The 26,081-nt window shown below is 36.5% G+C and carries 22 protein-coding genes; 8 read left to right on the forward strand and 14 right to left on the reverse strand.

Annotated elements, in window-relative coordinates:
- Window positions 1–89: 89 nt before the first annotated feature.
- The 5 genes from EHQ70_RS13390 to EHQ70_RS13410 all read right to left on the reverse strand — a co-directional run bounded on the left by EHQ70_RS13390 (window position 90) and on the right by EHQ70_RS13410 (window position 3,070).
- Entirely contained in the window at window positions 90–746 is a 657-nt protein-coding gene (locus EHQ70_RS13390) for a hypothetical protein (RefSeq protein WP_135736268.1), read from the reverse strand.
- A 102-nt stretch (window positions 747–848) separates the two neighbouring features.
- Entirely contained in the window at window positions 849–1,364 is a 516-nt protein-coding gene (locus tag EHQ70_RS13395; RefSeq protein WP_135587138.1) for a hypothetical protein, read from the reverse strand.
- A gap of 26 nt (window positions 1,365–1,390) precedes the next feature.
- The gene (locus EHQ70_RS13400) at window positions 1,391–2,140 is read right to left on the reverse strand and encodes a hypothetical protein (protein ID WP_135587140.1); all 750 of its coding nucleotides are present in this window, start codon (window positions 2,138–2,140) and stop codon (window positions 1,391–1,393) included.
- Between the two features lie 103 nt (window positions 2,141–2,243).
- Window positions 2,244–2,519 (reverse strand): hypothetical protein, encoded by a 276-nt coding sequence (locus EHQ70_RS13405; RefSeq protein WP_135587142.1) that lies wholly within the window; start codon window positions 2,517–2,519, stop codon window positions 2,244–2,246.
- A 200-nt stretch (window positions 2,520–2,719) separates the two neighbouring features.
- Entirely contained in the window at window positions 2,720–3,070 is a 351-nt protein-coding gene (locus EHQ70_RS13410; RefSeq protein WP_208729549.1) for a VOC family protein, read from the reverse strand.
- 206 nt (window positions 3,071–3,276) lie between these two features.
- Between EHQ70_RS13410 and EHQ70_RS13415 the strand changes: the two genes are divergently transcribed.
- From EHQ70_RS13415 to EHQ70_RS13425, 3 genes are all read left to right on the forward strand, one after another.
- Window positions 3,277–3,498: a hypothetical protein gene (locus EHQ70_RS13415; protein ID WP_135587144.1), complete on the forward strand. Its 222-nt coding sequence runs from the start codon at window positions 3,277–3,279 to the stop codon at window positions 3,496–3,498.
- A 47-nt stretch (window positions 3,499–3,545) separates the two neighbouring features.
- The gene (locus EHQ70_RS13420; protein WP_135587146.1) at window positions 3,546–4,310 is read left to right on the forward strand and encodes a GNAT family N-acetyltransferase; all 765 of its coding nucleotides are present in this window, start codon (window positions 3,546–3,548) and stop codon (window positions 4,308–4,310) included.
- Window positions 4,311–4,471: 161 nt separating this feature from the next.
- Window positions 4,472–6,268, forward strand: coding sequence for a methyl-accepting chemotaxis protein (locus EHQ70_RS13425; protein ID WP_135587148.1), 1,797 nt, complete (start codon window positions 4,472–4,474; stop codon window positions 6,266–6,268).
- A gap of 65 nt (window positions 6,269–6,333) precedes the next feature.
- On the opposite strand, the gene EHQ70_RS13430 is transcribed toward EHQ70_RS13425, so the two are convergent.
- A complete protein-coding gene (locus EHQ70_RS13430; RefSeq protein ID WP_135587150.1) occupies window positions 6,334–8,097 on the reverse strand; it encodes a GAF domain-containing SpoIIE family protein phosphatase in 1,764 nt (587 codons plus the stop codon).
- 318 nt (window positions 8,098–8,415) lie between these two features.
- On the opposite strand from EHQ70_RS13430, the gene EHQ70_RS13435 reads away from it, so the two are divergent.
- Complete coding sequence (locus EHQ70_RS13435) at window positions 8,416–9,474, forward strand: BPSS1187 family protein (protein ID WP_135587152.1); 1,059 nt, start codon at window positions 8,416–8,418, stop codon at window positions 9,472–9,474.
- A 16-nt stretch (window positions 9,475–9,490) separates the two neighbouring features.
- On the opposite strand, the gene EHQ70_RS13440 is transcribed toward EHQ70_RS13435, so the two are convergent.
- The 5 genes from EHQ70_RS13440 to EHQ70_RS13460 are packed head-to-tail and all read right to left on the reverse strand — an operon-like array spanning window position 9,491 to window position 15,898.
- Window positions 9,491–10,225 carry an SDR family NAD(P)-dependent oxidoreductase gene (locus EHQ70_RS13440; protein WP_135587154.1) on the reverse strand — a complete coding sequence of 245 codons (735 nt, stop codon included), beginning with the start codon at window positions 10,223–10,225 and terminating at the stop codon, window positions 9,491–9,493.
- Window positions 10,226–10,270: 45 nt separating this feature from the next.
- Window positions 10,271–11,302 (reverse strand): MBL fold metallo-hydrolase, encoded by a 1,032-nt coding sequence (locus tag EHQ70_RS13445; RefSeq protein WP_135587156.1) that lies wholly within the window; start codon window positions 11,300–11,302, stop codon window positions 10,271–10,273.
- Window positions 11,303–11,312: 10 nt separating this feature from the next.
- A complete protein-coding gene (locus tag EHQ70_RS13450) occupies window positions 11,313–13,739 on the reverse strand; it encodes an ATP-binding protein (protein WP_244288336.1) in 2,427 nt (808 codons plus the stop codon).
- Between the two features lie 45 nt (window positions 13,740–13,784).
- The gene (locus EHQ70_RS13455) at window positions 13,785–14,720 is read right to left on the reverse strand and encodes a sigma-70 family RNA polymerase sigma factor (RefSeq protein WP_135587158.1); all 936 of its coding nucleotides are present in this window, start codon (window positions 14,718–14,720) and stop codon (window positions 13,785–13,787) included.
- Window positions 14,717–15,898 (reverse strand): NAD(P)/FAD-dependent oxidoreductase, encoded by a 1,182-nt coding sequence (locus EHQ70_RS13460; protein ID WP_135587160.1) that lies wholly within the window; start codon window positions 15,896–15,898, stop codon window positions 14,717–14,719. Before EHQ70_RS13460 ends, EHQ70_RS13455 begins: the two co-directional genes overlap by 4 nt.
- A gap of 101 nt (window positions 15,899–15,999) precedes the next feature.
- Here EHQ70_RS13460 and EHQ70_RS13465 point away from each other — a divergent pair, with 101 nt between their 5' ends.
- Window positions 16,000–17,250 (forward strand): OmpA family protein, encoded by a 1,251-nt coding sequence (locus EHQ70_RS13465; protein WP_135587162.1) that lies wholly within the window; start codon window positions 16,000–16,002, stop codon window positions 17,248–17,250.
- A gap of 34 nt (window positions 17,251–17,284) precedes the next feature.
- On the opposite strand, the gene EHQ70_RS13470 is transcribed toward EHQ70_RS13465, so the two are convergent.
- Window positions 17,285–18,808, reverse strand: coding sequence for a malate:quinone oxidoreductase (locus EHQ70_RS13470; protein WP_135587164.1), 1,524 nt, complete (start codon window positions 18,806–18,808; stop codon window positions 17,285–17,287).
- A gap of 69 nt (window positions 18,809–18,877) precedes the next feature.
- Between EHQ70_RS13470 and EHQ70_RS13475 the strand changes: the two genes are divergently transcribed.
- From EHQ70_RS13475 to EHQ70_RS13485, 3 genes are all read left to right on the forward strand, one after another.
- Window positions 18,878–20,077: a metallophosphoesterase gene (locus EHQ70_RS13475; protein WP_135587166.1), complete on the forward strand. Its 1,200-nt coding sequence runs from the start codon at window positions 18,878–18,880 to the stop codon at window positions 20,075–20,077.
- Window positions 20,078–20,214: 137 nt separating this feature from the next.
- Window positions 20,215–21,996 carry a methyl-accepting chemotaxis protein gene (locus tag EHQ70_RS13480; RefSeq protein ID WP_135587168.1) on the forward strand — a complete coding sequence of 594 codons (1,782 nt, stop codon included), beginning with the start codon at window positions 20,215–20,217 and terminating at the stop codon, window positions 21,994–21,996.
- A 310-nt stretch (window positions 21,997–22,306) separates the two neighbouring features.
- Window positions 22,307–24,067, forward strand: coding sequence for a methyl-accepting chemotaxis protein (locus EHQ70_RS13485; RefSeq protein WP_244288338.1), 1,761 nt, complete (start codon window positions 22,307–22,309; stop codon window positions 24,065–24,067).
- A gap of 158 nt (window positions 24,068–24,225) precedes the next feature.
- Here EHQ70_RS13485 and EHQ70_RS13490 read toward each other — a convergent pair whose 3' ends face one another.
- A complete protein-coding gene (locus tag EHQ70_RS13490) occupies window positions 24,226–24,828 on the reverse strand; it encodes a hypothetical protein (RefSeq protein WP_135587170.1) in 603 nt (200 codons plus the stop codon).
- A 27-nt stretch (window positions 24,829–24,855) separates the two neighbouring features.
- Window positions 24,856–25,689, reverse strand: coding sequence for a hypothetical protein (locus EHQ70_RS13495; protein ID WP_135587172.1), 834 nt, complete (start codon window positions 25,687–25,689; stop codon window positions 24,856–24,858).
- Between the last annotated feature and the right edge of the window lie 392 nt (window positions 25,690–26,081).

Below are 26,081 nucleotides of genomic sequence, written 5' to 3' on the forward strand. Positions count from 1 at the left end.
GGTTTGGTTTTATAACGATCACCTAACTTAGTATTGAGTATATTCTAAGAGAGGAAGTCAATAGAAACTTGGTTGTCTGATTTTTGTTTCTATAAGATTCCATAATGATCTAAATGGATGAATATATCTTTTTGTACGAGTCCAAAAAATCCATGGAAAACAAGAAAGGGGGCATAGGGGTATAAAACAAATATTGAACTTCTGCCTAACCAGAAACTTGAAAACAGGGACAATATAGTACTTTCTGAATTGATTTGATCCGGTTCCGAGAGGGAAAACTCAAAAGTTTTATTGTTATAGGATAATTCCAGATTTTTGCAAGTGTGGATAGAATACTGGCTCGGTGTTCCCATCTGCCTATAAGTTTTTCTGAAATGACAATTGGCACCTGAGGTTTCCAATGTTGTATCATGCCGATTCAGACCGAAGAACAATTCGTGATACCCTTTGATCCTTGTGTAATAAGGAATTAGATTTGTTGATGTTATTTTTAACGAGCCGACATATTCTCCCTTAGGTATTTGGATATCGATAAAATCACCATCAATCGTTTCGTGAAAAGTATATTGTGGTTCGAATTTATAATTTTCTGATTGGAACGAATTGTATTCCTGTAAACCCAAACTAATTTCTGTTTTAGAATTTTTGAAATTGTTTAGTTTTATTCTTATGAATCGATCCTTCTCATTTTTGGCTTCAGGTTTCTGTTTGTTTAGATTAATTGTATCATTTGTAGAACAATTCATAATAAAAAATGTCAAAATAAAGATCGGAACTAAACTTTTCAATTTGATGTTTCTATGGTTTGCACTGAATATTAAAACAAACTGTGTTAACGGAACCAATTGTTATTTAACATTGTCCAAATCTAACAAGAACAATCGGATATTCTCTTTCGCTGCATATTCGTTTGCTCGGTTCGCTCTGTAGACTCCAATCAACGTTTCCTCCATTGTTGCAGTTCCTATCGAGTAAATTTCTTTGTTGTATACTTGTATGTTATTCTCATTGTATAGGATGTACCTAACAGTTAGGGAATGAGTGAAGTCTATTCCAAACCAAGGATGATCCCAATTGGTGATTTCAACTTCCAGTCTCCAATGGTTAGAGTTGTTATCTGAAATTTTTTGAAATTTTTCAGAATTTAGAACGGAATTTTTGATAGCTTGGGTAAAATTCTCGTTAGAAATTTTCGGTATCCAGAATGGTAATGTGATTTCCCCACCTTTGGATTCATTGATAAATATTTCGTTATTGATTTTATTGTTAGCTTTTACGCTGGAAACAACCATTTTATCAACTCGTGCAGGGATGGCGCAGTTCAATAATGTCAAGGTTGTGATTGAGTAGATTAGTTTTTTCATGGTGGTTCCTTAGTGATAAGATTTGTTTAAATTGCAATCCCTGCATAAAATGAAATGAACATATACTCGCTGTTCGGTTTATTTCGATCTCTTAAGATGAGTTGATCGGTAACATAACGGCTTGGTAAACCGTTGTAATACCCTGGATCAAAAGTATAATGTTGGTTTGTTTTTCCAGAATTCATGACTCCATATTCGAACTCAGTTCCCAAAATAAAATATTCGAAGATTTCTTTTCGATAACCAATTCCAGCGGAAGCAAAATGACGATCGGAATAAATTGTGCTTTTTGAATATGGTATTAGCTGTAAGTTATTCCCTTGAAATTGTAAAAAGTTTTTTTCTTCAATTCTATACCCTTTTTCCAAACCAAGATTGATGCTTCCGTAAACATTTCCGCCGAAAAAGTATTGAGTTCTAAAAACAAAATATTCACCTTCCCTTGTTTTTTTATATTCTTGAGTCCCTGATGAATTTCTTGGTGCCGTATAAGCAAGTATTCCTCTCTCTTCTGGATTTTCTCCTCGACTATAAGAAATACCCATATATAGGTTATTGGTAAGTCCATAGAGAGCTGTAAGAGTTTTCTTCTCGGGTCTAGTTCTGAACGGGTATTCCGTGTATCTTGATAAATATACCGGAGTGATGTAGATATGGAAATTTTTTCTTTCATTGTTTGGTTCCGGGTTGGTATCCGGTTCCGCTTGGATTTCAAAAGTGAAAAGCATTATGCAAAAGAATAATGCTGAGAATGTGTATTTAGTTTTTTTCTTCATTGTAAGGTTTGCTCTCTTGCGTATTTTGTTTCTTATTTGGGTGACCAATATACCGATTTAATTAGCGTAACATTCTTTTAAATGGTTATAGATATGGGTATCGCTATTTTTTATATAAAGGAGTTTTGATTTTGTTAATTTCTATTCCGAGTGCAACAGCATCTGATCGATTATTTTCTCCAACTATTCCTTCGAATCCATTGAACAAATGAATATTAAAATTAGTGAAAAACCGGTCTTTGATAGTTTTGGCAATAGTGGATTTTCCTTTTCCATTTTTGCCATAAATATAGTTTATTTTATTTGAAATCGTAAGTATAACGCTGTTTTCTGTGAATCTTTCGGAATAACTAGATAAGTTAATTTTTAAATCGGTCACGTTCGTTTTCTCGAAAGTTTTTAAAATTCCGTGTAACTCGTAATATTCGACTTCCCCACCTAATAAAGTAAACGATTATATTCGTTTTTTTGTATGGGTTTTGAGGTTTTTATCGCAATTTTTTGTATGAAGCCCGCGACCTACTACCATCGATTATATGGGGTTTTGTTTGTGAAGTTTTAATTCCTTTCTTTGGTCTCTTATCCAAATTGCAGCAGATATCCATTGTTGTCGTGAATGGCAAACTCTCGCATCCCATAATCAAAGTTTTCAATCGGGTAACAGACTTTAGTTGTTTTGTAAACTTTTCCCCAGATTTCGTCCACATTCTCTGTATGTAAATAGAAGGAACCTGTAAAAGAAGGTTTTTCAAATGGGATATGATCGTTTGGCTTACTAATCATAATTTCTGCTTGGTCCAGTCGTAGTTTTGCCCATCCCCATTCGGGTTCTTTTGTTAAACATTCAAAACCAATTGTCTTTACATAAAAGTCAATGGTTCCTTTTATATCGTTCGTGTAAATCATGGGAGTTAGGCTATTTATTTTCATACCTACCGAAATATGATTCAGATTATCATTTTCTCAAGTATAAAAAATTAAAGCTTTTCTAATGATTCGTTGAAGCCAAAATAATAGATTTGATTGATTTACGGAGGATGTTTAGTCGGATTTTGTTTTTGAATGAAGTGTTAATTTTTTATTTGTATTGCTGTCTGCTAACAGAAATATGAATTATAAAAGGTAAAGGTTTAAGTTTGTATACACTCATTCGTTTTGAAAATGTAGAACTAGCACATATCCAAGTAGAGAAGGGTGGATTGAAATCTTTCCCTTGTGGATTTGATCCTTCCAAACATACGATGGAAAAATCGTCGTTACGATTGGATCTAAAAAAAATTAGAGTGGCTGTGGCAAAATCTGCTAACGCTGACTCTGATATTTGTGGAACCTGCGTGGGCGCTTTGTATTCAAATTAACCAATAGATTTGCTATTTTCTACGTCTTTTGATTTCTGTGATATCATATGAGACTCATTGGCATAGATAAAGACAATATTGATAATGAACATATTTGTTGTGCAATTGGAAACGATCTAAAAAATAAAACGAGAGCAGAATCCAAAAAACAATGGATGCGGGATCGTTTTGATGAGGGTCTTATCTTCAAACGTTTAGATGAAAGGGGGAAGGTATTCATCGAATATATACCCATAGAGAAAGTCTGGAAACCCATTCGTGGCAAAAATTTTATGGTGATCCATTGCCTTTGGGTTTCGGGTCAATTCAAAGGAAAAGGTCTTTCTACTTTACTACTAAACGAGTGTATTCATGATGCGAAACAGAAAAAAATGGATGGGATTGCTGTGGTTACTAGCAATCAGGTAAAACCATATTTGACTGATAAAAAATTCTATTTAAAACATGGGTTTGAGCTTGTGGATACGGCACCGCCTTATTTCGAACTACTTGTTCTGAAGTTCACCCAAAAAGCAAAACTTCCTTCCTTTTCCGAACATACAAAATCAAATCTTAATTCCCGTAAGAAGGGATTTACATTTATTTATTCGAACCAATGTCCATTTATGGAAGAATACATTGTCTCACTTGCTAATCTAGCTAAGAAAAATAGAATCCCTGTGGATATTAAAAAACTGAAAAGCTTTAAAGATGCACAAACCATTGGAAGTCCGTTTGGAACCTTTGGGATTTATTATAATGGATTATTTTTAACTCATGAATTGTTGACCGAAAAAAAATTCGAAACTCTCATTGCTGGTTTAGTTTTCTAAATCCATTTTTTCAAAAACATCTAATGAGTGTTTATGAACCGAAAAGAAATTCGTAGAATCCCCTAGGCCCTATTGACAAATATCAAGGTAGTTTGGGGATAAAAAAATGACAACCTAGTTGCTACAAATTCATATATTTTTAGTATATAACATGTTAGTTGATGAAAAAACTAAAAAGACTCAATAGTCTTTTGTTTTTTGGAAAACAACTGCAGACCACAATTTTGATTGGGGATTATCAATTGAAAAATATAAAAGTGAATTTAGTTGAGAACATACTTACGAACGCTGATGTCATCATCAGTCGTACTGATGCAAAAGGGATAATCACTTATGTGTCTCCCGATTTTGCAAGGATATCCGAATATTCTGCAGAAGAAATGATCGGAAAACCACATAATATCGTCAGGCATCCGGATATGCCGAAAGTTGTATTTGAAGAACTTTGGGATTATATAAAGGTTGGGCTTCCTTGGACGGGAGCTGTTAAAAATAGAGCTAAGTCAGGAAATTTTTATTGGGTAGATGCAACGATCACTCCCATATTGAATGAGGAGCGGAAAGTTGTAGGTTATGTTTCCGTTCGAAAAAAACTAGCCGATGATAAAAAAGAATTTTATGATCAGTTATACAAAAAAATGGGGAAACGCTCTTTTTTTCTAGGGAAAAAAGGAAAGGTGATGAAAAACCTTAGAACCATCAAACTCCTAGAAGTTTTTTTTGTATGTTTAAGTTCCTTACCTTTTTTGACTCTTTTTGCCCTTGATGTTTTCAAAACACCATTGTTCTGCGGCGTTTTGTTTTCTATACAAACGATTATCTCCGCTTCTTTTGTATTTGTTCTTTCGAAGAAAAATAGAAAGTTACAAAAAGCAACAGAATCAGTTATCTCTGTTTCTTCTGGAAGATTTCAATACCCAGATCATTTTCAGAACGATAGTAGTGATGAAGTAAAAATTATGTTACTCTCCATGAAAAGTATGAGTATCAATCTTTGGGGGATTATTTCTCAAATTCAAAAAGCATCACAAGTTTGTTTTCGGATCTCAGAAGAGTTGACTGACCTCACCAAACATTTTTTTTCCTCAACTCATTCTATGGCCTCAGGAAGTGAAGAAGCCGCAGCTTGTATGGAAGAATTAACTTCTGCACTTGAGAATATCAAACAAATTACCGCAAGCCATTCCATCATCATGTCCGACATGAAAGATTATATGAATGCAGTGAATCTAAACTTAAATGGAACACAGACTGCCTTAAAGGGTTTGGGAGATTTATCTCTTAGATCCACAGAAAAAGCAGATTTGGGAAAAAAGAAAATTTCCGATTCTTTGGAAGGAATTGATTCTATCAAACAAGTTTCTAACAAAATATTAAACATCGTTTCTATCATTACAGAGATTGCCGACAGAACCAATTTACTTTCTTTAAACGCATCCATAGAAGCTGCAAGAGCGGGAAATGCTGGTGCTGGATTTGCGATTGTTGCCAAAGAAATGATGAGTTTGAATGAACAGATTGGTGTTTCAGCGGAAGAAATAAAAACATATGTAGATGAAACAATGAACGTAATCAAAGACACTTCTGCAAAAGTAAAAGATGCTTCTTTGGAGATTTTTTCGTTATCAGATTCGTTTCACGATATGAAGTCGATCATCAATAAAGTTTCTGTTTCTTTGTATCACGATCTTCAAGAATCAACTAGAGTTAAGTTTAAACTAGAATCGGTTGAAGACCAAGTGAAACAAATCGATCACTCGGTTCTCGAGGCAAATCTTGCTTCTAAACAAATTTCAAGTATCCTTCTTGGGCTTTCGGAACAGGCGCAGGTGATTGCCTATAAATCAGAAACCTTACACGAGAAGAGTTCTCTCGTTATCTCAGAACCCAAAAAGATCATGGATTTAGTGGAACATTATCATACTGGGGATACTGAAGTTTTGGAAATCGCTCCATAATTTTTTTGTATAAGGCGATTCACTTAGAAAGGAACTAAAGATTTTAAGACAAAACGGTTTTGTTTTTAAATACGATCCACTAACAAAACCGTTACGTCATCGGCAAAGTCATTTGTTCCTACATATTCTCTTGCTTCAGTTATAAGTTTGTCCGCTGAGTCTTGGGTTTTTAAAGTTTTTGTTTTTTGAATCGCTGATTGAAATAATTCTTCATCATAACGTTTGTTATGATCTTTGGACATATGTTCCGTGATTCCGTCTGTGTACATCACAAGTCGGTTCCCTGGAACAAAGTTAAAAGTTTTTTCTTCGTAAAACAAATCGGGAATCAGACCTAAAATTTTTCCTTTGACATCTAGTTGAGTGACAGGCGAATCTTTTGGGTCTAACAAAAACGGAGCATGGTGGCCTGCATTCGCACAGAGTATCGTATTGTTTTTTAAATCAATAATTCCATAAAACGCAGTGAGAAAATTTCCGGCCAATTTTCCATACAACATATGGTTGAGTGTTGTTAAAAATAGAGAAGGACTAAGTTTGATATCTTGTTCAAAGTTTTTTAATACCATGTGGGCCATTGCTGCAAGGACGGCTGCAGAAAGTCCGTGCCCTGAAATGTCCGCAATCAAAATGGAATACTTTGAATCCTCTAGTTGAGTAACATCATAAAAATCACCACCCACTTGTTCTAAGGGAATATGTGCCACACCAAAGAGAAGTTTGTTGGAACTAGGAAGGTTGGACGGCATGATTTTTTTCATGATATTTTTTGCACGGTTCAGCTCTTTACCCGTATCCACAATCTGATGGAAGAGTTGTGCATTTTTGATCGTGCTACTGAGCCTTGCTGCAATATTTGTGAGTAAGTCTAAATCCGAATGTTGGAATGCATATCCAGATGTTTTGTTATTGATGCTGATGACACCAAGAAGCTCATTTTGAAAAATCAAAGGAGCTGAAATAAGAGACTTGGATTCAAATTTATAAGGCGATAGTTTGTTGTAACGTGGGTCCAAATCTAAGTTGTGGATGAGTAGACTTTCTTTTTTTTCGGCAACCCAACCAGAAACACCTTTTCCATAAGGAACTTTGATTTGGTCGTACGCATCTTCCGGAATTCCTTTTGCTGAAAGAATGCTTAATTCTTGTTTGTCGGTATTGGCAAGGTAAATGGTCCCAGAGGAAGCACCTAAATATTCTAATACACGATTGAGTATCCATTTTCCAAGTTCGTTTAAACTTTTTTCTGAAACAGAAAGTTTTTCGAATTCATACAACAAAGATAATTCCAGGATTCGTTTGTCTAAACTATCTTTTGTATTTGCATTTTGGATAGCCGTTGCGGCCACTTCCGAGAGAGAAATTAAATATTCTAAATCAGAATGATCAAAAATTCGATTGTTTGTTTTGTTGATGACTTCAAGAGTTCCAATGAGTTTGTCTTCGATGAATAGAGGCACACAAATGAGTGATTTTGTTTTAAATCCAGTGCGTTTGTCCATACTATCATTGAACCTTGGATCCTTGTAAGCATCTTCCAGAGCAATGGGTTTTTTCTCTTGAGCAACTTTTCCTACAATTCCTTCACCTAACTCTAACCTGGCGTATTCTTGAATGATTTCTCCCTTTTCCCCGAGAGCCACTTCGCAGTATAAAAAATCTTCCTCTTCCAAAAGAAAAAGAGAACTGGCCTCAGCTTCTAATAAATCTTTAGAATACAACATGATGAGAGGTAGGAGCTGGTGCAAATCTAGGTTTGCATTCAGGATGGAAGAGATATGGAGTAGGCTACGAAACTTACTAAGACTTTCTTGGAGATCTAAAGACATGGGGCACCAAACCCATATTTATCCCAGATTCTCATTCGTCGATTTAGAATTTCACATTCGTTTTTTAAGAATTCTGAAAATGACATAAAAATTGCTTTTTTTGGTCTCTGTGTTAGGCTTTTTACCTTTTGTTCTGGGTCAAAAACCGAAGAGAGTGGTATTTTTTTTGTTCTTTTTCGCTTCATTTCTCTTCATCTTGTTTGTTCCTTCAACAAAAAGAAAAGATAAGGAGAAATCATTCAGAATTTAGAATTGATTGCACTCGAAAGAATCATTTTTTAGAATAATCCAAAAATCAGTTTTTTTAAGGAAGCTTTTTTGGATTCTTTTCTACCTCGTCAAATTCTTCGCAGTGTCATCATTTTATTCCTACTTGGTTCCCTTCTTCTTTCCTGTAAAAAGGAATCGGATGATAAAACTAATGAGGATTGGGTTACCCTCCTTGGTCTTGGTTTGTATTCTAGGTCCTGTGTTGGTCAAAACAGTTTTCCTTCAAGTGGTGCTGTTGGTGCCCTAACGAGATTACAAATCCAACCTTCGCAAACTTCGACTTCTATTTCAACATACAATAGCCCACATCATGTTTATCCACCGCAATCAAACGTTAGTCGAAAAAATATTCTTTCTGTCTTTTATCCAGGGACAGGATCCAGTCCTTGTGAAATTGGTGCTATTTTACAACAAGGTGCGTCTCGTGGGTATCATATCATTGGTCTGAGTTATCCTAATAATGATGCAGTGAATAGTATTTGTAACCAAGGAGATGCTCGTTCTGATGTTAACTGTTTTGAAAATTTCCGAAATGAAGTGGTGACAGGTGCCGATGTTTCCCCATACATTTCTGTGGATGTAAACAATTCCATTGAAGGAAGATTACTTTTTCTTTTACAATATTTAGTCGCAACAAGACCTAGTGAAGGTTGGGATCAATATGTAACTGGAAACAGTATCAATTGGTCTTTGGTTTATGTGGGAGGGCATTCCCAAGGCAGTGGGCACGCGGCCTATCATGGTAAAAGAAGAGCAGTGGCTCGTGTATCCATTTATAGTGGGGTTTCTGATTATAGTTTACAGTTTTCTTCACTCCCGTCATGGCTTGCGAGTGCACAAACGGCACCGGCTGGATCGTATTATGGACTCATTCATGAAAATGACACTGTCGCCAATTTTAGTGGGAATACAAACCAGGTAACAGATGCTTGGTTGAATCAACTGAGTATGACAGGAACTCTAACAAATACCAGTGTGGGTGCTCCCTATGCCAGTAGCCACCGTTTGGTGACAAGTGCTTGTAACGGAATGGGAGCGGCTGCCTTACATAGTTGTCCTATGGTCAATGGGTTTCAAACCATTTGGAACTATATTAGTTTTCCTTAATCTTTTACGGAAAATATCAGAAGGGGGGGAGACGTTTGAATATCCATTCGGGAATCATTCGTATCACTCCCATGATCAAACGCCATGGCCAACGAATATAAACAATATCCTTTTTGTTTATACCTGCTTTTACAATCAGTTTTGCTGCCGTCTCTGGTTTTAAGGTGAGCCAAGGCATGAGGTTATGACCAAAAGACATTTTCGTATACACAGGTCCAAGTTGGATGGAACAAACATGGACTCCCTTTTTAAAGAGTAAAGACCGAAGTCCCGAGAGGTAAGTGGTGAGACCTGCTTTAGCACTTCCATAAATATAGTTCATTTGTCTTCCGCGTTCCCCCGCAACAGAACTGACTGCAACTATGGTTCCTTCTTGTCTTTTTTCCATATCCATGGAAATGATATTTATGAGAGAAACAATTCCTGAATAATTAGTGTGAATTGTTGTTAGAAGTTCCGATTGGTTTTCTCTGGCTTTTGTTTGGTTTTGGTAGTATCCGGCAAGAAAAAATACAATATCAGGTTTTGGATTTAGTGAGTCATAAAATTTTGAGTGTGAAGAAAAATCCGTAACATCCAATTCATAAGTCTCTAAAGAGACAGGATATTCGGTTTTGATCTTAATTTTAATTTCATTTAACTTTTGTTTGTCTCTTCCGGTTAAAAAAAGAGAAAACCCTTGTTTGGCAAGAGTTTCTGTTATATGAATTCCAATATCGGAAGTGGCTCCAATTACGAGTGCATTTTTCATTGGGATAAACCTGGATTTTTAGTTTTTAGAAAACTAGGTTCTTTGTCACTGAAAATTCCACCATCCATCCACACTCCCGGATCCAGTAAAAGAAAAACTCTCTCCAATTTTAGGAACTTGTAAATTTAATTTTAAATTCTGTGATGCAACAAGCACTCGTTTGATGGGATCGTTCCAGGGATGCATAGAGAGGATAAATTTTCCCCAATGAACGGGCACAAAAGATTTTGCTCCGATTGTTTTTGCTGCTAAAGCTGTTTCTTCGGGACGCATATGAATGAAAGGCCAATCATCTCCATACTGTCCGCATTCTAAAAATGCTAAATCAAAGGGGCCATATTTTTTTCCAATGGATTCAAATACAGAACCATATCCTGAATCCCCACCAACAAAAACTTTGTATTCGCCAATTTTTAAAACATAAGAACACCATAAACTTTTGTTCCTTTGAATGCCTCTTCCCGAAAAATGTCTTGTAGGTGTGGCAGTTACATTTAGGTCTTTCACAATTTCTTTTGATTCAAACCAGTCCAACTCTACAATTTTTGACAAAGGCACACCCCACGAAAGTAGATGGGCCGAAACACCTAACGGAACAATGATGGTTTTCGTTTTTGGGTGTAACTTAATAACTGTTTCGTAATCCAAGTGGTCATAATGATCATGTGTGATGAGTAAAATGTCTAAATCGGGCATATCTTCCGGTAAATAAACATCTGTTCCTTCAAAGGATTGCACCGCAAAAGGAATCGGTGACGCATAACCAGAAAAAACGGGATCTACCAAAATCTTTTTACCACCGGCAAGTAAAAGATAGGAAGAATGCCCAAACCAAATGTATTGAGGAGTATTTGCATCTAATAACTTTAAATCGATTTTAGTGGAAGGAATTGGAGAAGAGGGCCGGATCGAATTCGGTTTTTGCCAATATTTGATAGCCATTTTAAAATAAGAACTATCTGGTGCTAACATCTCAGTATGTTCTAAGTTTTTAAAACTACCTGATTGAAAATGTTCTGAACTAGAAATTCGTTTGAGAATGTCGCCGTGAGGAAGTTTGCCGAGAGTTGTAGCCAAAATAGAGTCCTTACTTATTTGACGGTAATAAATCCTTTTTTGCCCATTTTCGGATCATGAAATCCAAATCCCGCAAGAGGAGTGGTTTTGTCATAAAATCATCCATACCTGCCGAAAGGCATCTTTGTTTTTCCTCTTCCAGGACATTGGCGGTAAGGGCAATGATGATGGGTTGTTTGGTGATGGTTTGGGATTGGCGGATACATTTTGTAACCGTAATCCCGTCCATATCAGGCATTTGGACATCCACAAACAGAAAATCCGGACATTCTGAACGTACCATATCCAAAGTTTTTCCTCCATTATCTGTTTGTAAGTTGCTGTACCCCAGTTTTTTTAAGAACAAACTCGAAACTTTTTGGCTGATGGGATCATCATCGGCCACTAAAATTTTTAGAGGGTATTTTTCAGCGAGTGATTTTTCTTTACCTACCTTCGGGTTGACTTCCGTTACATTGGGAGTTTGGTCTTCCGTAAGAATTGCTTCTGATTGGCTTTGTGAAACAAATTGAAATGTAAAATCGGATCCTCTCCCGTAAATACTTTGAACGGTAATGGAACCACCCATCTCTTCGATTAGTTTTTTTGTAATGGTGAGGCCAAGGCCAGTACCAATTGTTTTTTCTGTTAGATGGGAATGAACTTGTGTGAAAGGTTGGAATAAAGTTGCCATTCGGTTTTCTGGAATTCCTATTCCAGTATCTTTTACAGAAACCTTCAAACGAATCGAATCTTCTTTAAAAGGAATGGTTTCGACAAGAACAGTAACAGCACCTTTTTCTGTAAATTTAACTGCGTTACTCAGTAAGTTCGTTAAAATTTGTGCGAATCTTCTTTGGTCTGTTTTCAAATAAGCAGGTGGAGGGTTTAAAAATTCTAATTCAATTTTTAGATGATTTGGATCTGCCTGTGATTTAAAAAGATTGATACAATCATTCATAAATTTTTGGAGAGGAACAGGTTCTAAATGTAATTCAAATTGCCCTGATTCTAACTTGGTTAAATCCAAAATGTCGTTGATCAGTAATAAAAGATTGTCTCCACTGAATTGAATCAGGTTGATATATTCTTTTTGTTCTTCAGATAGTTTTGTTTGTTGTAAAAGCTGAGTCATCCCCAAAACCCCATTCATTGGAGTTCTGATTTCATGGCTCATTGTGGAAAGGAAAGTAGTTTTGAAGTTTACTTTTGCTTCTGCATTTTCCTTTTCTTGTTTAAGCCTTTCTTTGTTTTTGAAGTTTTGTATCATCCGGTCGGCGATGAACAAGGCTTGTGAGAGTCCAAAAACTAAAAATCCGTATTGCGCTAGATAGGCGGTTCCTTTTTTTGCAAACTCTGTCAGTATATCCAAAGAAAACAAAGTCATCGTTGCAATTACGGAAAACAAAAACAATTTGCTTCCTGGTTTTTTTAAAATCACACTATGAATGATCGGGTATAATAATCCAAAAAGTGCAAGTAGTGATAAAACTAAATGGAAGGCTAAAAATTTAGAAAAAGTTAGTAAATCAAGTGGCAAAGCCAAAAAAAGCAAAGATGCCACAAAGAAGTTTATACGGTATATGATTTTATATTTTTCATCGTTATATATTTCTCGAACATACAATACAAAAGATAAATATAATAACACAAAACTAATTCCATTGACTCGCACCATGATTTCATACACGCCGAGTGGTAGGTAATTGTATATAAATCTGGTTTCACCAATGCTTAATAAACGAAGAGATGCTAAAAAACTAACTGCTGCAAATAGAATGTGAGTTTTTTCGTCTCTCCAAAATATATATAAAACAAAATGAAAGAACGCGAGTGTGAGTAGAGAAGTTAAAACAAAGATATCCCTACTTGTTGCCTCCAAAAATGATTTATTGATTCCCTGATTCGTTCCCAAAACATAAGGAGTTGCCACTCCACAAATATGATAATGAAAACAGGAAATATTTAATGAGAGTTTTATCTCTTGTTTTTTTGTCTCTGGTAAGGCAATTGTTTGGATATTGAGATGAGGAACTTCCGAAGTAAAACTTTCTCCGATGATTCCAGACTTGTAAATGGTTTCATTATTAATGTTGATTTCAAATGCATTGCGGGTAACACCATTTTGAAGATAGAGAGTTTTTGTATTTTCTGGAACTAAAATGGTCAGACTGAGTTTGGCAAATCCTGTTGGATATTTTTTAGAAGCAGAATTGGTCCAGTGCCCAGGTACGATCGTGAATTCAGACTGTTCTGAGTTTTCTTTTGGATTCCAATTTTTCCAATCGATTTTCCATTCACCATCGAGTGCCGCATTCCCCATGGTTTCAAAGTTCCATTCACGAAGATCAATGACTCCCTTCTTCGCGAGAGGTACATTTTCTTCCTTACTGAGCCCGCAGCCGTAAAGACAAATGCTCAGCCAAACAGAAAGGAAGATTGGATTTAGGATCTTCATCGTCTCTATATATAAGACGAAATAAATCAGCGAAATCTCTACCTTTTACGCTGGAGAAAGCCACCGCCTTACAAAGACAAGAGCCCATTCAAAAAAATTGGGTTTTCGTAGATATCCTAGTTTTAAAAGTGACTCTTTATTTCGAAATGCTTTTAGTTTATCAGGATTTACTAAATTATATATTTCATCGATTTGGTTATCTTTGGTAGTAAAAATTTGGACAACACTTGGTTTGTCTTCTGAGTATCCAATGAGGGCTGGAGAACCGTTGGCATAACCAAAATAGATTTCAGTGGAGTTGGTCGCTTTTGCAGTTGTTCTTGTGAGTAAAGTCACAACTCGACTAATTCCTGGGATAGGAATTCTTGCTGCATGGACTTTCCCCCCTCCATCGGAATAAGCGATGACATCCTCTTTTAGTAATTTTGTCAGAGTTTTTGTGTCTTGGTTATAACAAGCAAAACTAAATTCAAGTAATAGTTTTGAATGTAGTTTTGGGTCTGGTTCAAATTTTTTCTTTCGAGATTGGATGGCCGAACGAGCACGACTTAAAATCTGTCTACAATTCTCGGAATTTTTACCAACAATATTGGAAATGAATTCATAATCAAAGTCGAATAACTCTCGTAGAATGAATACAGCTCGTTCCGTTGGATTGAGTGTTTCTAAAATGACAAGAAATGCAAAATTGATTTTTTCATCATCCATAACCTCTGCTGTTTCAGGGATTGGTTCGGGTAAATAAGGTCCAATGTATGTTTCTTTTTTTCTGGATGCTTTTTTCAAAAGATCAAAAGCAAGTCGGGCCGTGATACTCCCCAAATATGATTTGTGGTTTTGAATGTTTGTTTTGTCGGCGGAGAGCCATCTAAGATAACTCTCCTGAACAATATCCTCTGCATCCACATAACTTCCTGTAATGCGGTATGCTATAGAAAAAAGATAATGTTTCCACTCTAAAAAAAGTTCCAAATCGGTCATACCGCCAAATCTCCTACGGGCATTGGTTTAGAAACAGATTTGATTTTTTCTTGGATTGGATTTCCTTTGGGCCAAAGATAAAACCGAAATGGAAGTTTTTTTTCCAGAATCAGTGAAACCAATGTATATTTACAGACTAGTTCTTTTACCAGAGCTCCCCATTTCCCTTTAATGATCATTTCTTTGGGTTTATCATTTCCTTCTGTTAGTTGGATCATTCCAACGTTACGACCAAGAGATACACATCTTCCCGCAAATTGAAAGGAAAAAGGAGATAAATTTTTCCCTTTGAATAAATTGGCAAGGTGGTCTGCTACATAAGCACCCATTGGCAAAGCGGTTACACAACCCATACGTAAAATAGAATTTTCTAAATAAGCAGAATCTCCTGCAACAAAAACTTCCGGAAAATCTAAGGATCGCAAAAATGGATCTACATAAATTTGGTTTTGCGAATTGGTTCTAAATCCAGATTCTTTAAGAATAGGAGGTGTTTGAAATCCCGTACAATTGATAATAGAATCAAAAGATAGTTTGGTTTTATTCCCGATTTCAATTTCATTCCCCTCGATTTTCTCTATATTCATTTGATCTAAAATTCGGATTCCATTCTCTGAAAGGTAGGATTTCAAATAGGTTTGGCCTTTTTTAGAAAATGAAGATGCAAAAGAATTTCTGTCAATAATCGTCACCTCGCCTTGGGGATGAAAATATTTCCATTCGGTGGCCATCTCGATTCCAGTAAGCCCACTACCAACAATACATAAATTTTGTATGTTTGTTTGAGTTTTGTTTTTTAGAAACTCATCCACCGCGTCTTTCGATTGTATGGAATTTTCGTTTTTGGTTATTTTGCGAATTTGAGAACTACCAAGTGTTATGACCAAGTAATCATAACTAATACTTTGATTAGTTCCTTCTATTGTGACTCGTTTTTCCTTAGGAAAAATTCTTGTGACTTTGTTTTGTAAGAAGTTAACATTTGTTCGAAGAAGGTTTCTGACTTTCCATTCTTTGTTTTGTCCACCAGATGCAATTTCGTGAAAACGAATTCTTTCCTGAAAAAGAGAGGACTCTGAGATTACGGTGATTTCAGAATCTTTTACTTGTTTGTCTAAGCGGTTTGCTGCAATTATCCCTGCATAACCTGCGCCTAAAATGAGTATTTTTGCTTTCATTTGTGACCTCGAGATAAAGACGAAATGTGGTTTATGTTTTGTGACAAGGTTTGAGAAAAATTTCAGCTTGATTTAACAACTGATACTTTCCAAAGTCACTCATGCAGAAAATGAATTGGAAATTGTTTCTTGTTTTGTCCGGATTTTTACTTCAATCCCCCTTTTCATTGCTTTTTGGCCAAGGATTTGATCGCGGAAAGTTAATTCTTTTTGGAAACGGTGCCTTTGGTATTGGAGACAATTCTGGCACCATGGAGAAAAAAGTTGAAGAAACAAATTTTCCAGGCTATCTAGCTCTAAATACTCCTTATGCTGATCTCACATCTAACTATGCAAATTATTATATAGTAAAATCACTTGTAGCAAAACGAACAGAACTTTCTAGTCATATAGGGGAGTTGGGTTTTGAATATGGGATTTTTCGCAACATAGGGATTGGACTTTCTGTATCTAACCAAACCATTACGGCTTCTAGTTTTCGTTCGATTGATGAAAGATATATTGTTTTATTTGCTTTGATGGCTTCCGATTCTGGAACCTTAATGAATCGTTTGAATCAAGGCGATATTTCGGATGCAGCTTTGCAAAAACGAAGGGCTGTTTTTAATTCTACTTCAGGTGACTTAAACTTATTTTTCCATTTCAAACCTAACGATCCGATAGACCCCTATATTCGAGTGGGTGGTGGGGCTGGATATGAAAGATTGTTCGGAGGAGCCACCAATCGCATATTTGGTGCTTTCGGTGTAAGATATCACTTTGATGAGTTATTTTTTCTGAATGCAGAATTAGAACATTCGAATGTGTATATGGTAAAATACGAAACTCCAAATTCAGGACATCGAAACAAAGGAAATTTCGAAGAATCATTTTTTAAATTTGGAATGGGAATGTCATTTCCTCTCCATGGATCCAATTCTCCAGAACCGGAAATCAAAACGACAAAAGTAGTCAATACTGTCGAATCAGAAGTGCCGACCCAAACAAAAGAACCAGTTCTTGAAACCAAATTGGATCGATTTGTATTTCTTGCGAGTGAGATCTTTGATTTGCCATCAAGTCGAATCCATTTAGAAGGGAGGGCCAGGTTAGATGCGATTGCTCGTAGTTTGGAAAATGAATACAAAGATTTTGATGTGCAAGTAATTACTTATACAACGCCATTTCGAGAAGATGTTCCCGGAAATTATGAAAACTATGATTTGGGATTTGAACGTTCTCAAGCTATCTCTAGAGTGCTTCGTGAAAAAGGTGTAAATTCCAGAAGGATCATTGATTCTACACAAGGTTCCGCTATGTACAATGTAGACTCAAAAGAAAAAGTAGTGATTGAGCTTAGAAAAAAGAATTAATCAATTTTCTAAACTCAAATTTCTAAATAAAATTTTATACTCTAGAGCTAACACCTGCTCCTTGGTTTAATTCCAGTAGTTGTTCTGTTTTGTTCCGACTGGAGATACATATCTCTGGATTGTCTTTCATTGACTCGCCGAAACTAGGAATCATTGTTTTTAACTTAGATTTCCATTCGGCAGATAACATTTCTTTTGGGAAACAATCACCTAAGACTTCCAACATAATCGAAACAGAGGTTGAGGCACCCGGGCTCGCTCCCAGAAGAGCTGCAAGAGATCCATCTTTTGCGGAAACAACTTCAGTTCCAAATTCCAGAACCCCGCCTTCTTCTTCATCTTTTTTGATCACCTGAACTCTTTGGCCTGCTACTACCAATTCCCAATCTTCTGATTTCACTTCAGGAAAGTATTCTCTTAGTGCATCGATTCTGTCTTCATGGGACTGCATGGCTTGGCTGATCAAATATTTTGTTAATGGCAGGTTATGCATTCCGGCAGATAACATTGGGAAAATATTATCGAACTCCAGAGACTTCACTAAATCTAAGTAAGATCCTTTTTTTAAAAACTTAGTCGTAAAACCAGCGTAAGGTCCAAATAATAATTCTTTTTTTCCTTCAATGATTCTTGTATCTAGATGTGGAACAGACATCGGGGGAGAACCAACATTGGCCTTCCCATAAACTTTTGCAAAATGTTGTTTGATCACATCACGATTGCGACATCTTAACCACTGCCCGCTTACAGGGAATCCACCAAATCCAGCTGCCTCAGGGATATCCGATTTTTCTAAAAGAGGAAGGCTTCCACCACCAGCACCAATAAATATAAATTTTGCTTCATGATGTTCTTTTTCATGGGTTTGGATATTGTTTGAAGTTAGGTGCCAGAATCCATTTTTTCCACGTTCTAAATCTTTAACATCTTCAAAGTAATGTACGTGGACATCGGGAAAACTTTCTAAATAACGAAACATGGCTCTAGTCAATGTCCCAAAGTTAACATCGGTTCCCAGTTCCATCTTGGTCGCTGCCACTGGTTCGTCATCGTTTCGACCTTTCATCACAAGAGGAAGCCATTCGGTTAAAGTATTTTTATCTTCTGTGTAAACTAGGTCTTTAAAAAGCTCATACTGAGTTAGGGCTTCAAAACGTTTTTTCAGGAAAGATACATTTTCTTCTCCCCAAACAAAACTATAATGAGGAACAGAGTGGATGAATTCATCGGCATCTAAGATTCGTTTGGTTCCGGCAAGGTAAGCCCAGAATTCTTTTGAAATTTCAAACCATTCCGCAATTTGAAGGGCTTTTTTAGTTTGGATGGATCCATCTTCGTTTTCAATGGTATAATTCAATTCACAAAATGCAGAGTGTCCGGTTCCTGCATTGTTCCAGGCATTGGAACTTTCTCTTGCAGCCGCATCCAATCTTTCTAAGACTGTGATTGTTAGGTGGGGTGCAAGTTCTTTTAATAGAACTCCCAGGGTAGCACTCATAATTCCAGCACCGATGAGTATTACATCGGACTTCGTTCGAACTGTATCTTTTTCTTTCATCCTAACCTTCTGAATAAATATTGACAACTTTCCTGATTTCCACCCTGTCCAAAGAGTAGGGTAATTTGATTGAAAGCATTCTTCCTATTTTTGTCCGTTCTGACATCCTTACTCGGATTTATCTATTATTATTCTACCTTTCGTTTAATCTCAGGACTTTCACTGAATGGACCGGTGGTAACGTTGATTTTATTTGGAATTGGGGTCCTAGTTCTCCTTGTTCCGCTGACTTATGTAATGAGCCGGATCTCCAAACGAGAAAAAACCCAAACTTTTTTTGCCTATGTCACTTTTACGAACTTTGGATTTTTTTCCATTTTGTTCACCTTGGTGCTGCTAATGGATTTACTACGTCTGGTGGATTTAGGAATCATCACCCAGTATTCTCAAATTTTGTTTTCTAGTTTGCTTCGGTTTGGATTTCCCATCGATGGAGTGACTGAGGTAAAAAACTTTAGTTTGGCTTTCTCTACCATTGCCCTGGCAACGGCTCTCAGTTCTCTTGGATTTTACAATGCCCATGTTCGTCTGCAATACAAACGGGTGAAAATTCCTGTTAAAGGTTTACACCCTGATTTACGTGAGTTTAAGATTGTTCAGATCTCTGATGTTCATATTGGTTCGACCATCAAAGAAAAGTTTCTCCGCAGAGTTGTCGGAAAGATCAATGCGCAAACGCCCGATGTGGTGGTGATCACGGGAGATTTGGTGGATGGACCGGCAGCCACTCTGAAACACCATCTAAAACCACTGGCCGATATCAAATCCAAATATGGAACGTTTTATGTGACCGGGAATCATGAATACTATTCGGGTGTTCTTTCTTGGTTACCTGAAATTGAAAAATTAGGGATCAACATTTTACTCAATGCGAACAAAACTTTAACTGTGGGAAATGCCAAGTTGCTTATGGCTGGTGTGACTGACCTAACCGCTGGATCTATGATCAAATCCCACCAAACAAGTCCTAAACGAGCCATGGAAGGTGGAGAATCTTGTGATTATAAGATTCTACTCGCCCATCAGCCCAATAGCATTTATGAAGCCAGTGAAGTTGGCTTCGATCTACAGATTTCGGGGCATACTCATGGTGGACAATTTTTCCCAGGAAACCTTCTGATTTATTTGGCACAAAAATTTGTCTCTGGATTGCATCGTTACAAAAACACAGATATTTATGTGAGTCGAGGGACAGGATACTGGGGGCCTCCCTTCCGATTGGGAGCACCATCCGAAATTTCCGTTTTAGAGCTCCAAACTTTTGAATGATTTACCCTTTTGGTGAAGATTGAAAACGAATCCTGAACGAGTCTTTGTCTATGTTCTAGTGATAAAAAATACGAAAGTAGATGAAGTCTCTTTGGATTTCCTAAAATATTGACAAACCAGAAGGCGGTAGGTGGGAAATGATAGAGAATCGATTGATCAGAAAATTGACTGTTGCCATTGAAGCACCCTTATACTTATTAATCTTCCCTTACTTTATCAATTTTTGTTTATTCGCATCAGGTTTTGATACAGAAACACTCATCCATCTTGCTATTATTGGAACTCTTTTGTCCCTTGTTCCTTTGGTTGTGGGCATTGGTCTTCGAAACAAAAGACTCAAACGTTTGTTAAACTATACCGCAGAAAAGGACAATAATACTTTAGTTGGATTAAAAAAGGGATTACTCGAACATCCACATTGGGAAGGCAAAGTGATTCTGATTCGTTGGACTGTTTCCATTTTAGGTTTTTCTTTTATGGCAGTGACCATACTTGATCTTCCCTGGAAAGAGATTATGGCCTTACCCTATGCTTGTGTGATGCTTATGCCCATCATCTATTTGGCTTTTTATTTCCAAACTGAAGTGTATTTGAGTCCTGTGTTAAAGGCCAAAGTTTTGGCCGAAGTACTTTTGGAGGAATCCAAATTCCGAATCTTTGGAGTTTTCCAAAGAAATCTTTTTACCATGATTGCTGTGGCATTATTACCAATGTTGACTTTCGGTTATTATTTGTTTCTCATCCTTTTGACAGATTTTCGATCTCCCTATTGGTTCTACCAAATGCCCATTGTGTTTGGGATGATGGTTGTGATCATGATTTATGCAGCTTATATCGGTAGTAAATCTTTAAAAGATGATATTGGCAATTTAAACCATTCGATTGAAAAATTATCAAAAGGGGAACTTGCGGAAACCATTCCCCAACTTTCTGCTACAAACCTAAGCCATACCATTACCAAACTAAATTTATTTATGGAGTCGTTACGGAAATACTTTCAAACTGCAAAAGAGGAAGCTGTTTCACTTTCCGAAACTTCCAAAATCATTTTGGATAAAGGCGGTTTGATTGATTCGCAAGTTGTATCAGAAAAAAACAAACTTGATTCCACTTTTGAGTCAGTCAACCAAATCAAAAGTCTTTCCAAAGCAACTTATGAACGTGTCCTTTCCCAAAAAGACAAAACAAATTTTTTAGCAACAGAACTCACTCGTGTCACAGAAGAGATGACGAACCTTTCTAAAAAAGCAGATGAGTTATCACAAAACACAGTCCATTCGATTGGAACGGTAAAGCTTGCAAAAGACGCCATCCAGTCGGCTTATGAAAAAGTGGAAATGATGAACCAGATGAGTGAAAATATCAAAGCCGCCATCTCTATCGTAGAAGATATATCGGATCGGGTGAATTTACTTTCTTTAAATGCATCCATTGAAGCGGCGCGGGCTGGCTCCATGGGACGAGGATTTGCCGTAGTGGCGGGCGAAGTTTCTCGCCTTGCTGATGAAACAGCAAAAAATATAGAAGAAATCAAACGAGTGGTGAAGTTATCACAAGTGGCTTCTAAAGAAAGTTTAGAATCTATGAAAGAGATCATCTCTACAAACGAAGATGTAAAATCTAAATTTGAAGAAATCTCACAAGTAGTTCAGATGTTTGGTCGCACCAGCGAAACTAGTTCTGAAAATGTAAAATCCTTAAAAAACCTAGTGGGGGAGTTTCAAGAAGACGCGGAACAAATCACGGGAGAGATGAAATTACAAACAGGATATACGGAAACCTCAAACTCCAACTTACAAGAGTTATGGGAAAATCATTCTAAAATTTCTACTACTTTCAGTGAAATTTCGGAGGAGGCAAACCGATTGCAAAGGGTTTCTGATTCTATGGAAAAGATTGTCTCAAGGTTTCGATTTTAAAATCATCCGATTCAATTCTTTCTAAAACTATATATAACAATGAAAACCGTTGTAATCCATAAGGAATTGGAGTTTGAATTTTTGCCTTTGTTTGTAACCTATGTCTCATAATCCTGAAAACTAGGAATTGATTGATGGTTAAACTTCCAGTCAAAAAATATTTTTGATCTATCTTGTTCTTCACTGAATTAGTGAAGGATCGGAAGTTAGTATTTTTCCCTGGATTGCTAAAAACAGAGATTCAAAAAAAATACTTTCATTCCGTACAAAGTTTTTGTTTACTCTTAAATCAAACAATAGCTTTCAAAATATGATCAAACAAACTTTTCATAGACTCTTTTCTTTTAGCATTCGTACCCAATTGATGATCTTTATTTTTTTGATTCTCAATTTAGTACTGGGTCCAATTTTTTACCTCGTCTATCAATCCGCTAAAAACCAAATCGTAAATCTTGGCGCAGAGTTATTTAAAACCTTAGCAACTGATTCCGTAGCTGTGATCGATTTGTTAAATGAAGATGTAAAAGCCGGAAAAATAAGTTTAGCGGATGCCCAAGAAAAGGCTAGGATCTATATTTTGGGACCGAAAGGTGCCGACGGCGTTCGCGACCTGTCCAAAGGAAAGATGTCTGCCAAATTGGATATGAGAGTTTGGGCCTCTCAACCGAATGGTGTTTTTACAATGAACCCTTTTAACATTGAAGGAGTGAATCTCTGGGATTACCAGGTCGACGGAAAATATACTGTTCGAGACACTTGGTCAAACAAGGAAAGAACCGGAAAAATTGTTTATGAATTATGGCAAGAGGGAAAGGAACCCACTCATTCTTGGATTGCTTATCAAATATATTATGAACCTTGGGATTGGATTGTTGGTTCCGGTGGTCGAGAGACCATTTTTTACGAAGAACGTCTTAAGTCACTTTCCTACTTATTTTTATTCGGAGCCATATTCGCTTCTGTCATTTCGTTAGTATTTTCCTATTTCTTTGCAGCAATTTTTGCACGGAAAATTGATCAGGTGAAGTCATTAATTGAAAAAGCACGAGAAGGTGATTTGACATCAAGTTCCACTAAAGTGTATCGAGATGAGATTGGTTCACTGCTTACTGATTTTGATCAAATGACAAATAGTTTACGTACTATGATTCAGGTTGTTTCACAATCTTCGAATGAGGTTCTAAAATCTGCTGACAAACTGATCGAAAGTGCAAATGGTTCTGCTAATGTAGCTGTTACGATTTCGGAATCAATGACACAAGTGCGAACTAACTCCAATACACAATTGGAAGCTTTCTCTGAAAATAAATCTGCAGTAGAAGAAAATACTCTTGCGATCACAAAAATTGCAGAGGCCACCTATGTCGTTTCGGAATTGTCAAATGGTGTTTTGGAAAAAGTGGAAGAAGGCCAAGACATTGTTAGGAAAACGATTCATCAGATGGAAGTCATCAATTCCTCAGTCAATGGAATTTCTTCGAGCATCAATACGCTTGGAGCGAATTCAAAAGCAATTGGGCAAATTGTTGAAACGATCAATCAGATTGCGAGTCAAACGAATTTACTCGCTCTTAATGCAGCAATCGAAGCGGCTCGGGCAGGAGAGGAAGGGAAGGGTTTTGCCGTTGTTGCCGATGAAGTCAGAAAATTAGCGGAACGATCCGAAAGAGCGACCAGACAAATTTCAGTGATTATCGATGAAATCCAAAAGAACACACTTGAATCCATCCAAATGATGGAAAAAGGAAACCAAGATGTGGGAGTTGGGGTAGAGATGGTGAATGTAGTTGGAAATACCTTTCAATTGATTATCTCCGCGATCAAAAAAGTCAATGATGAAATCCATGGTGTTTCTTCCACTACAGAAGAAATATCTGCAAGTACAGAAGAGCTTAATGCAAACACAGTTCAATTGATTGAATTAACTAACATCATTAATGAAAGTACAAAAGAAGTTTCGATTTCCTCGGACTCTCAATTGTCTGAAGTATCGGCTGTGAAAGAAGCTGCGAATCGATTGAGTGAACTTGCAAAGGATTTGAATCAAGAAATTAAGAAGTTTAAAATTTGAAATACCCTTTGGAATTTCAAATTACCTGATGTTAGGTGGGAGGTTGAGAAGAGAAGGAAATATACCTTCTCTTCTCACAATTTAAAACGAAAACAATTTTCTTCAACAGGGAAAAGATTCTCATCCGGATTGGCTCAGAATGAGAATCAAACCTGGGTTTATTTTTTTAAATAACCTTTTTCTTTGATTTCAGCATATACAGAACTAAGCAAATCTCTTCTTTGTGCATCTATACTTGTCAGGGGATCTGCAAAAGGCATTGCGAATAGAAGTAAGATTTGGCCAACTTCAGTTCTTTTTTCTTCCCTTTTCATTTCGGCAATGACTTTCCCTTTTTTATCCTTAACTGCTAAGTTCAGTGTAAGATGGGATCCCGCGTAATACGGCAAAATTCCAAGAGTAGGTAAAGAAAACCAAATAGATACTTTGCCTGAAAAATATCCCTTATCTTCAGTTGCTTTGATATCAAAGGTATAATCTGATTCTGTTTGGCTTCTGGTCGAAAAAACATCTTCACTTTCGTTTAAAAGTTTTGCAGACTCATTCTGCCATCTTTGAATCAAAAATTCATGCGGATCTTCTGGTTCTCCATTGACTGTCCCCTGGTATGTGGCATTCACTTTCACGGCTATCTTTTTCGAAGTATTAAAGTTTTTGACTACAGGAGTTCCTTCATATTCCCCACTTCTGAAACTCAAACAGTTGATTGTGAGAATTCCAAAAGTAAGGTATGTTAACATTTTAAGAAAAGGTTTTATCATTTGTTTTCCTAATTGAATGTACAAAGTTTATTTTTTAAATTTACTTAGTTTTTTATCCGCAATTTCTTTCCAATAAGAGTTTGGATTTGCCTTGCTGATACCTTCCAAAAAAACATACTCATCAAAACCTGGTCTACGTAAATCTGGGTAATAGTATCTGTCTTTGAGTAATTCTAAGTTTGATTTTAGGATGAAACCATCATCTTTTTCTAATACAAATTTTCTTTTATTGGAAATACCTATTAATTCATCTAATGTTGCGGGAAGTGCAAATGGATCCTCGGAACTTGTTTCCTTTAATACACCTTTAAATAATCCTAAATATTGAATTTCGCCTGGTTTTGCTTTGAAGTTTAATATCTTGGCTGTATCTGCTGGATCAAAGTCTATCATGACATTATCACATTGTTGTTGGGTCGTTGGCACGCCGTTTACAAAAACAACTTTGGTATAACAATACACATAACCTGTTGTTGAAACTGTATACGATTTTCCATCAACGGGAACAATACGGGAAATATACGAAATAACTTGTAACTTTTTGCCGTTGTAAATTTTTTCCTTATCCGTTTCTTCCACTAGAACATCTGCCGGATCCGGAGTTCTTTTTTTTGCATTCACTTTGCTATCTGCGTCTAGAACTACTGTTAGGTCTCCGAAGGCCTGACCAAATTGGTAAATTTTTTCAGTCCCTAAAAGACCTGGTGGGTATTCTAAATAGATTCCATAACCAACTAAACCTACTGATTTAATTTCTTCCTTGGTTTTGGGTGATTCCAGTCTGTAGACGGAAGACTTACATGCAATTGCAAACATTAGAATGGGAATTAGAATGATTCCCTTGATTTGTAAAATTCTCATTTGTGGATTTCCTTAATTCGGGCAAGGACATCATTTTTCAAAAGAATTGGCAAGCATTTAGAAAAAATTGGGTATAAAACAAATCAAATTTTGAGCCCTAACAAACGACAAAGTTATGTTATACGCCTGTTTGGTTTATTGGAAAGGTGCTATCTATTTGCATTATGTTTTTCTTCCTTTGCCAATGTAACAATTGTTTTATCTCTCTGAAAAGATCCACCAAACACAATGAGACATAACGAAATTACCCTACGAATTGTCTTTTTCCCTGCTGAATGCCCAATCTTTCTTCGTAAAAAAAATGCAAATTGTCTCCTATTTCGGGACAATTTTTACAATAGTTGATTGACGTGGAGTGTACATTCCTAATGATGGTGAAACGGTGATTGAGT

It is taken from the genome of Leptospira congkakensis (assembly GCF_004770265.1).
Classification (GTDB): domain Bacteria; phylum Spirochaetota; class Leptospiria; order Leptospirales; family Leptospiraceae; genus Leptospira_A; species Leptospira_A congkakensis.

What these genes read in the sequence shown, in the direction of transcription:
- EHQ70_RS13390 (WP_135736268.1), bottom strand. Translation starts at nt 746, where the DNA reads ATGAATTGTTCTACAAATGATACAATTAATCTAAACAAACAGAAACCT.
- EHQ70_RS13395 (WP_135587138.1), bottom strand. Translation starts at nt 1,364, where the DNA reads ATGAAAAAACTAATCTACTCAATCACAACCTTGACATTATTGAACTGC.
- EHQ70_RS13400 (WP_135587140.1), bottom strand. Translation starts at nt 2,140, where the DNA reads ATGAAGAAAAAAACTAAATACACATTCTCAGCATTATTCTTTTGCATA.
- EHQ70_RS13410 (WP_208729549.1), bottom strand. Translation starts at nt 3,070, where the DNA reads ATGAAAATAAATAGCCTAACTCCCATGATTTACACGAACGATATAAAA.
- EHQ70_RS13420 (WP_135587146.1), top strand. Translation starts at nt 3,546, where the DNA reads ATGAGACTCATTGGCATAGATAAAGACAATATTGATAATGAACATATT.
- EHQ70_RS13425 (WP_135587148.1), top strand. Translation starts at nt 4,472, where the DNA reads ATGAAAAAACTAAAAAGACTCAATAGTCTTTTGTTTTTTGGAAAACAA.
- EHQ70_RS13430 (WP_135587150.1), bottom strand. Translation starts at nt 8,097, where the DNA reads ATGTCTTTAGATCTCCAAGAAAGTCTTAGTAAGTTTCGTAGCCTACTC.
- EHQ70_RS13440 (WP_135587154.1), bottom strand. Translation starts at nt 10,225, where the DNA reads ATGAAAAATGCACTCGTAATTGGAGCCACTTCCGATATTGGAATTCAT.
- EHQ70_RS13450 (WP_244288336.1), bottom strand. Translation starts at nt 13,739, where the DNA reads ATGAAGATCCTAAATCCAATCTTCCTTTCTGTTTGGCTGAGCATTTGT.
- EHQ70_RS13455 (WP_135587158.1), bottom strand. Translation starts at nt 14,720, where the DNA reads ATGACCGATTTGGAACTTTTTTTAGAGTGGAAACATTATCTTTTTTCT.
- EHQ70_RS13460 (WP_135587160.1), bottom strand. Translation starts at nt 15,898, where the DNA reads ATGAAAGCAAAAATACTCATTTTAGGCGCAGGTTATGCAGGGATAATT.
- EHQ70_RS13465 (WP_135587162.1), top strand. Translation starts at nt 16,000, where the DNA reads ATGCAGAAAATGAATTGGAAATTGTTTCTTGTTTTGTCCGGATTTTTA.
- EHQ70_RS13470 (WP_135587164.1), bottom strand. Translation starts at nt 18,808, where the DNA reads ATGAAAGAAAAAGATACAGTTCGAACGAAGTCCGATGTAATACTCATC.
- EHQ70_RS13480 (WP_135587168.1), top strand. Translation starts at nt 20,215, where the DNA reads ATGATAGAGAATCGATTGATCAGAAAATTGACTGTTGCCATTGAAGCA.
- EHQ70_RS13485 (WP_244288338.1), top strand. Translation starts at nt 22,307, where the DNA reads ATGATCAAACAAACTTTTCATAGACTCTTTTCTTTTAGCATTCGTACC.
- EHQ70_RS13490 (WP_135587170.1), bottom strand. Translation starts at nt 24,828, where the DNA reads ATGATAAAACCTTTTCTTAAAATGTTAACATACCTTACTTTTGGAATT.
- EHQ70_RS13495 (WP_135587172.1), bottom strand. Translation starts at nt 25,689, where the DNA reads ATGAGAATTTTACAAATCAAGGGAATCATTCTAATTCCCATTCTAATG.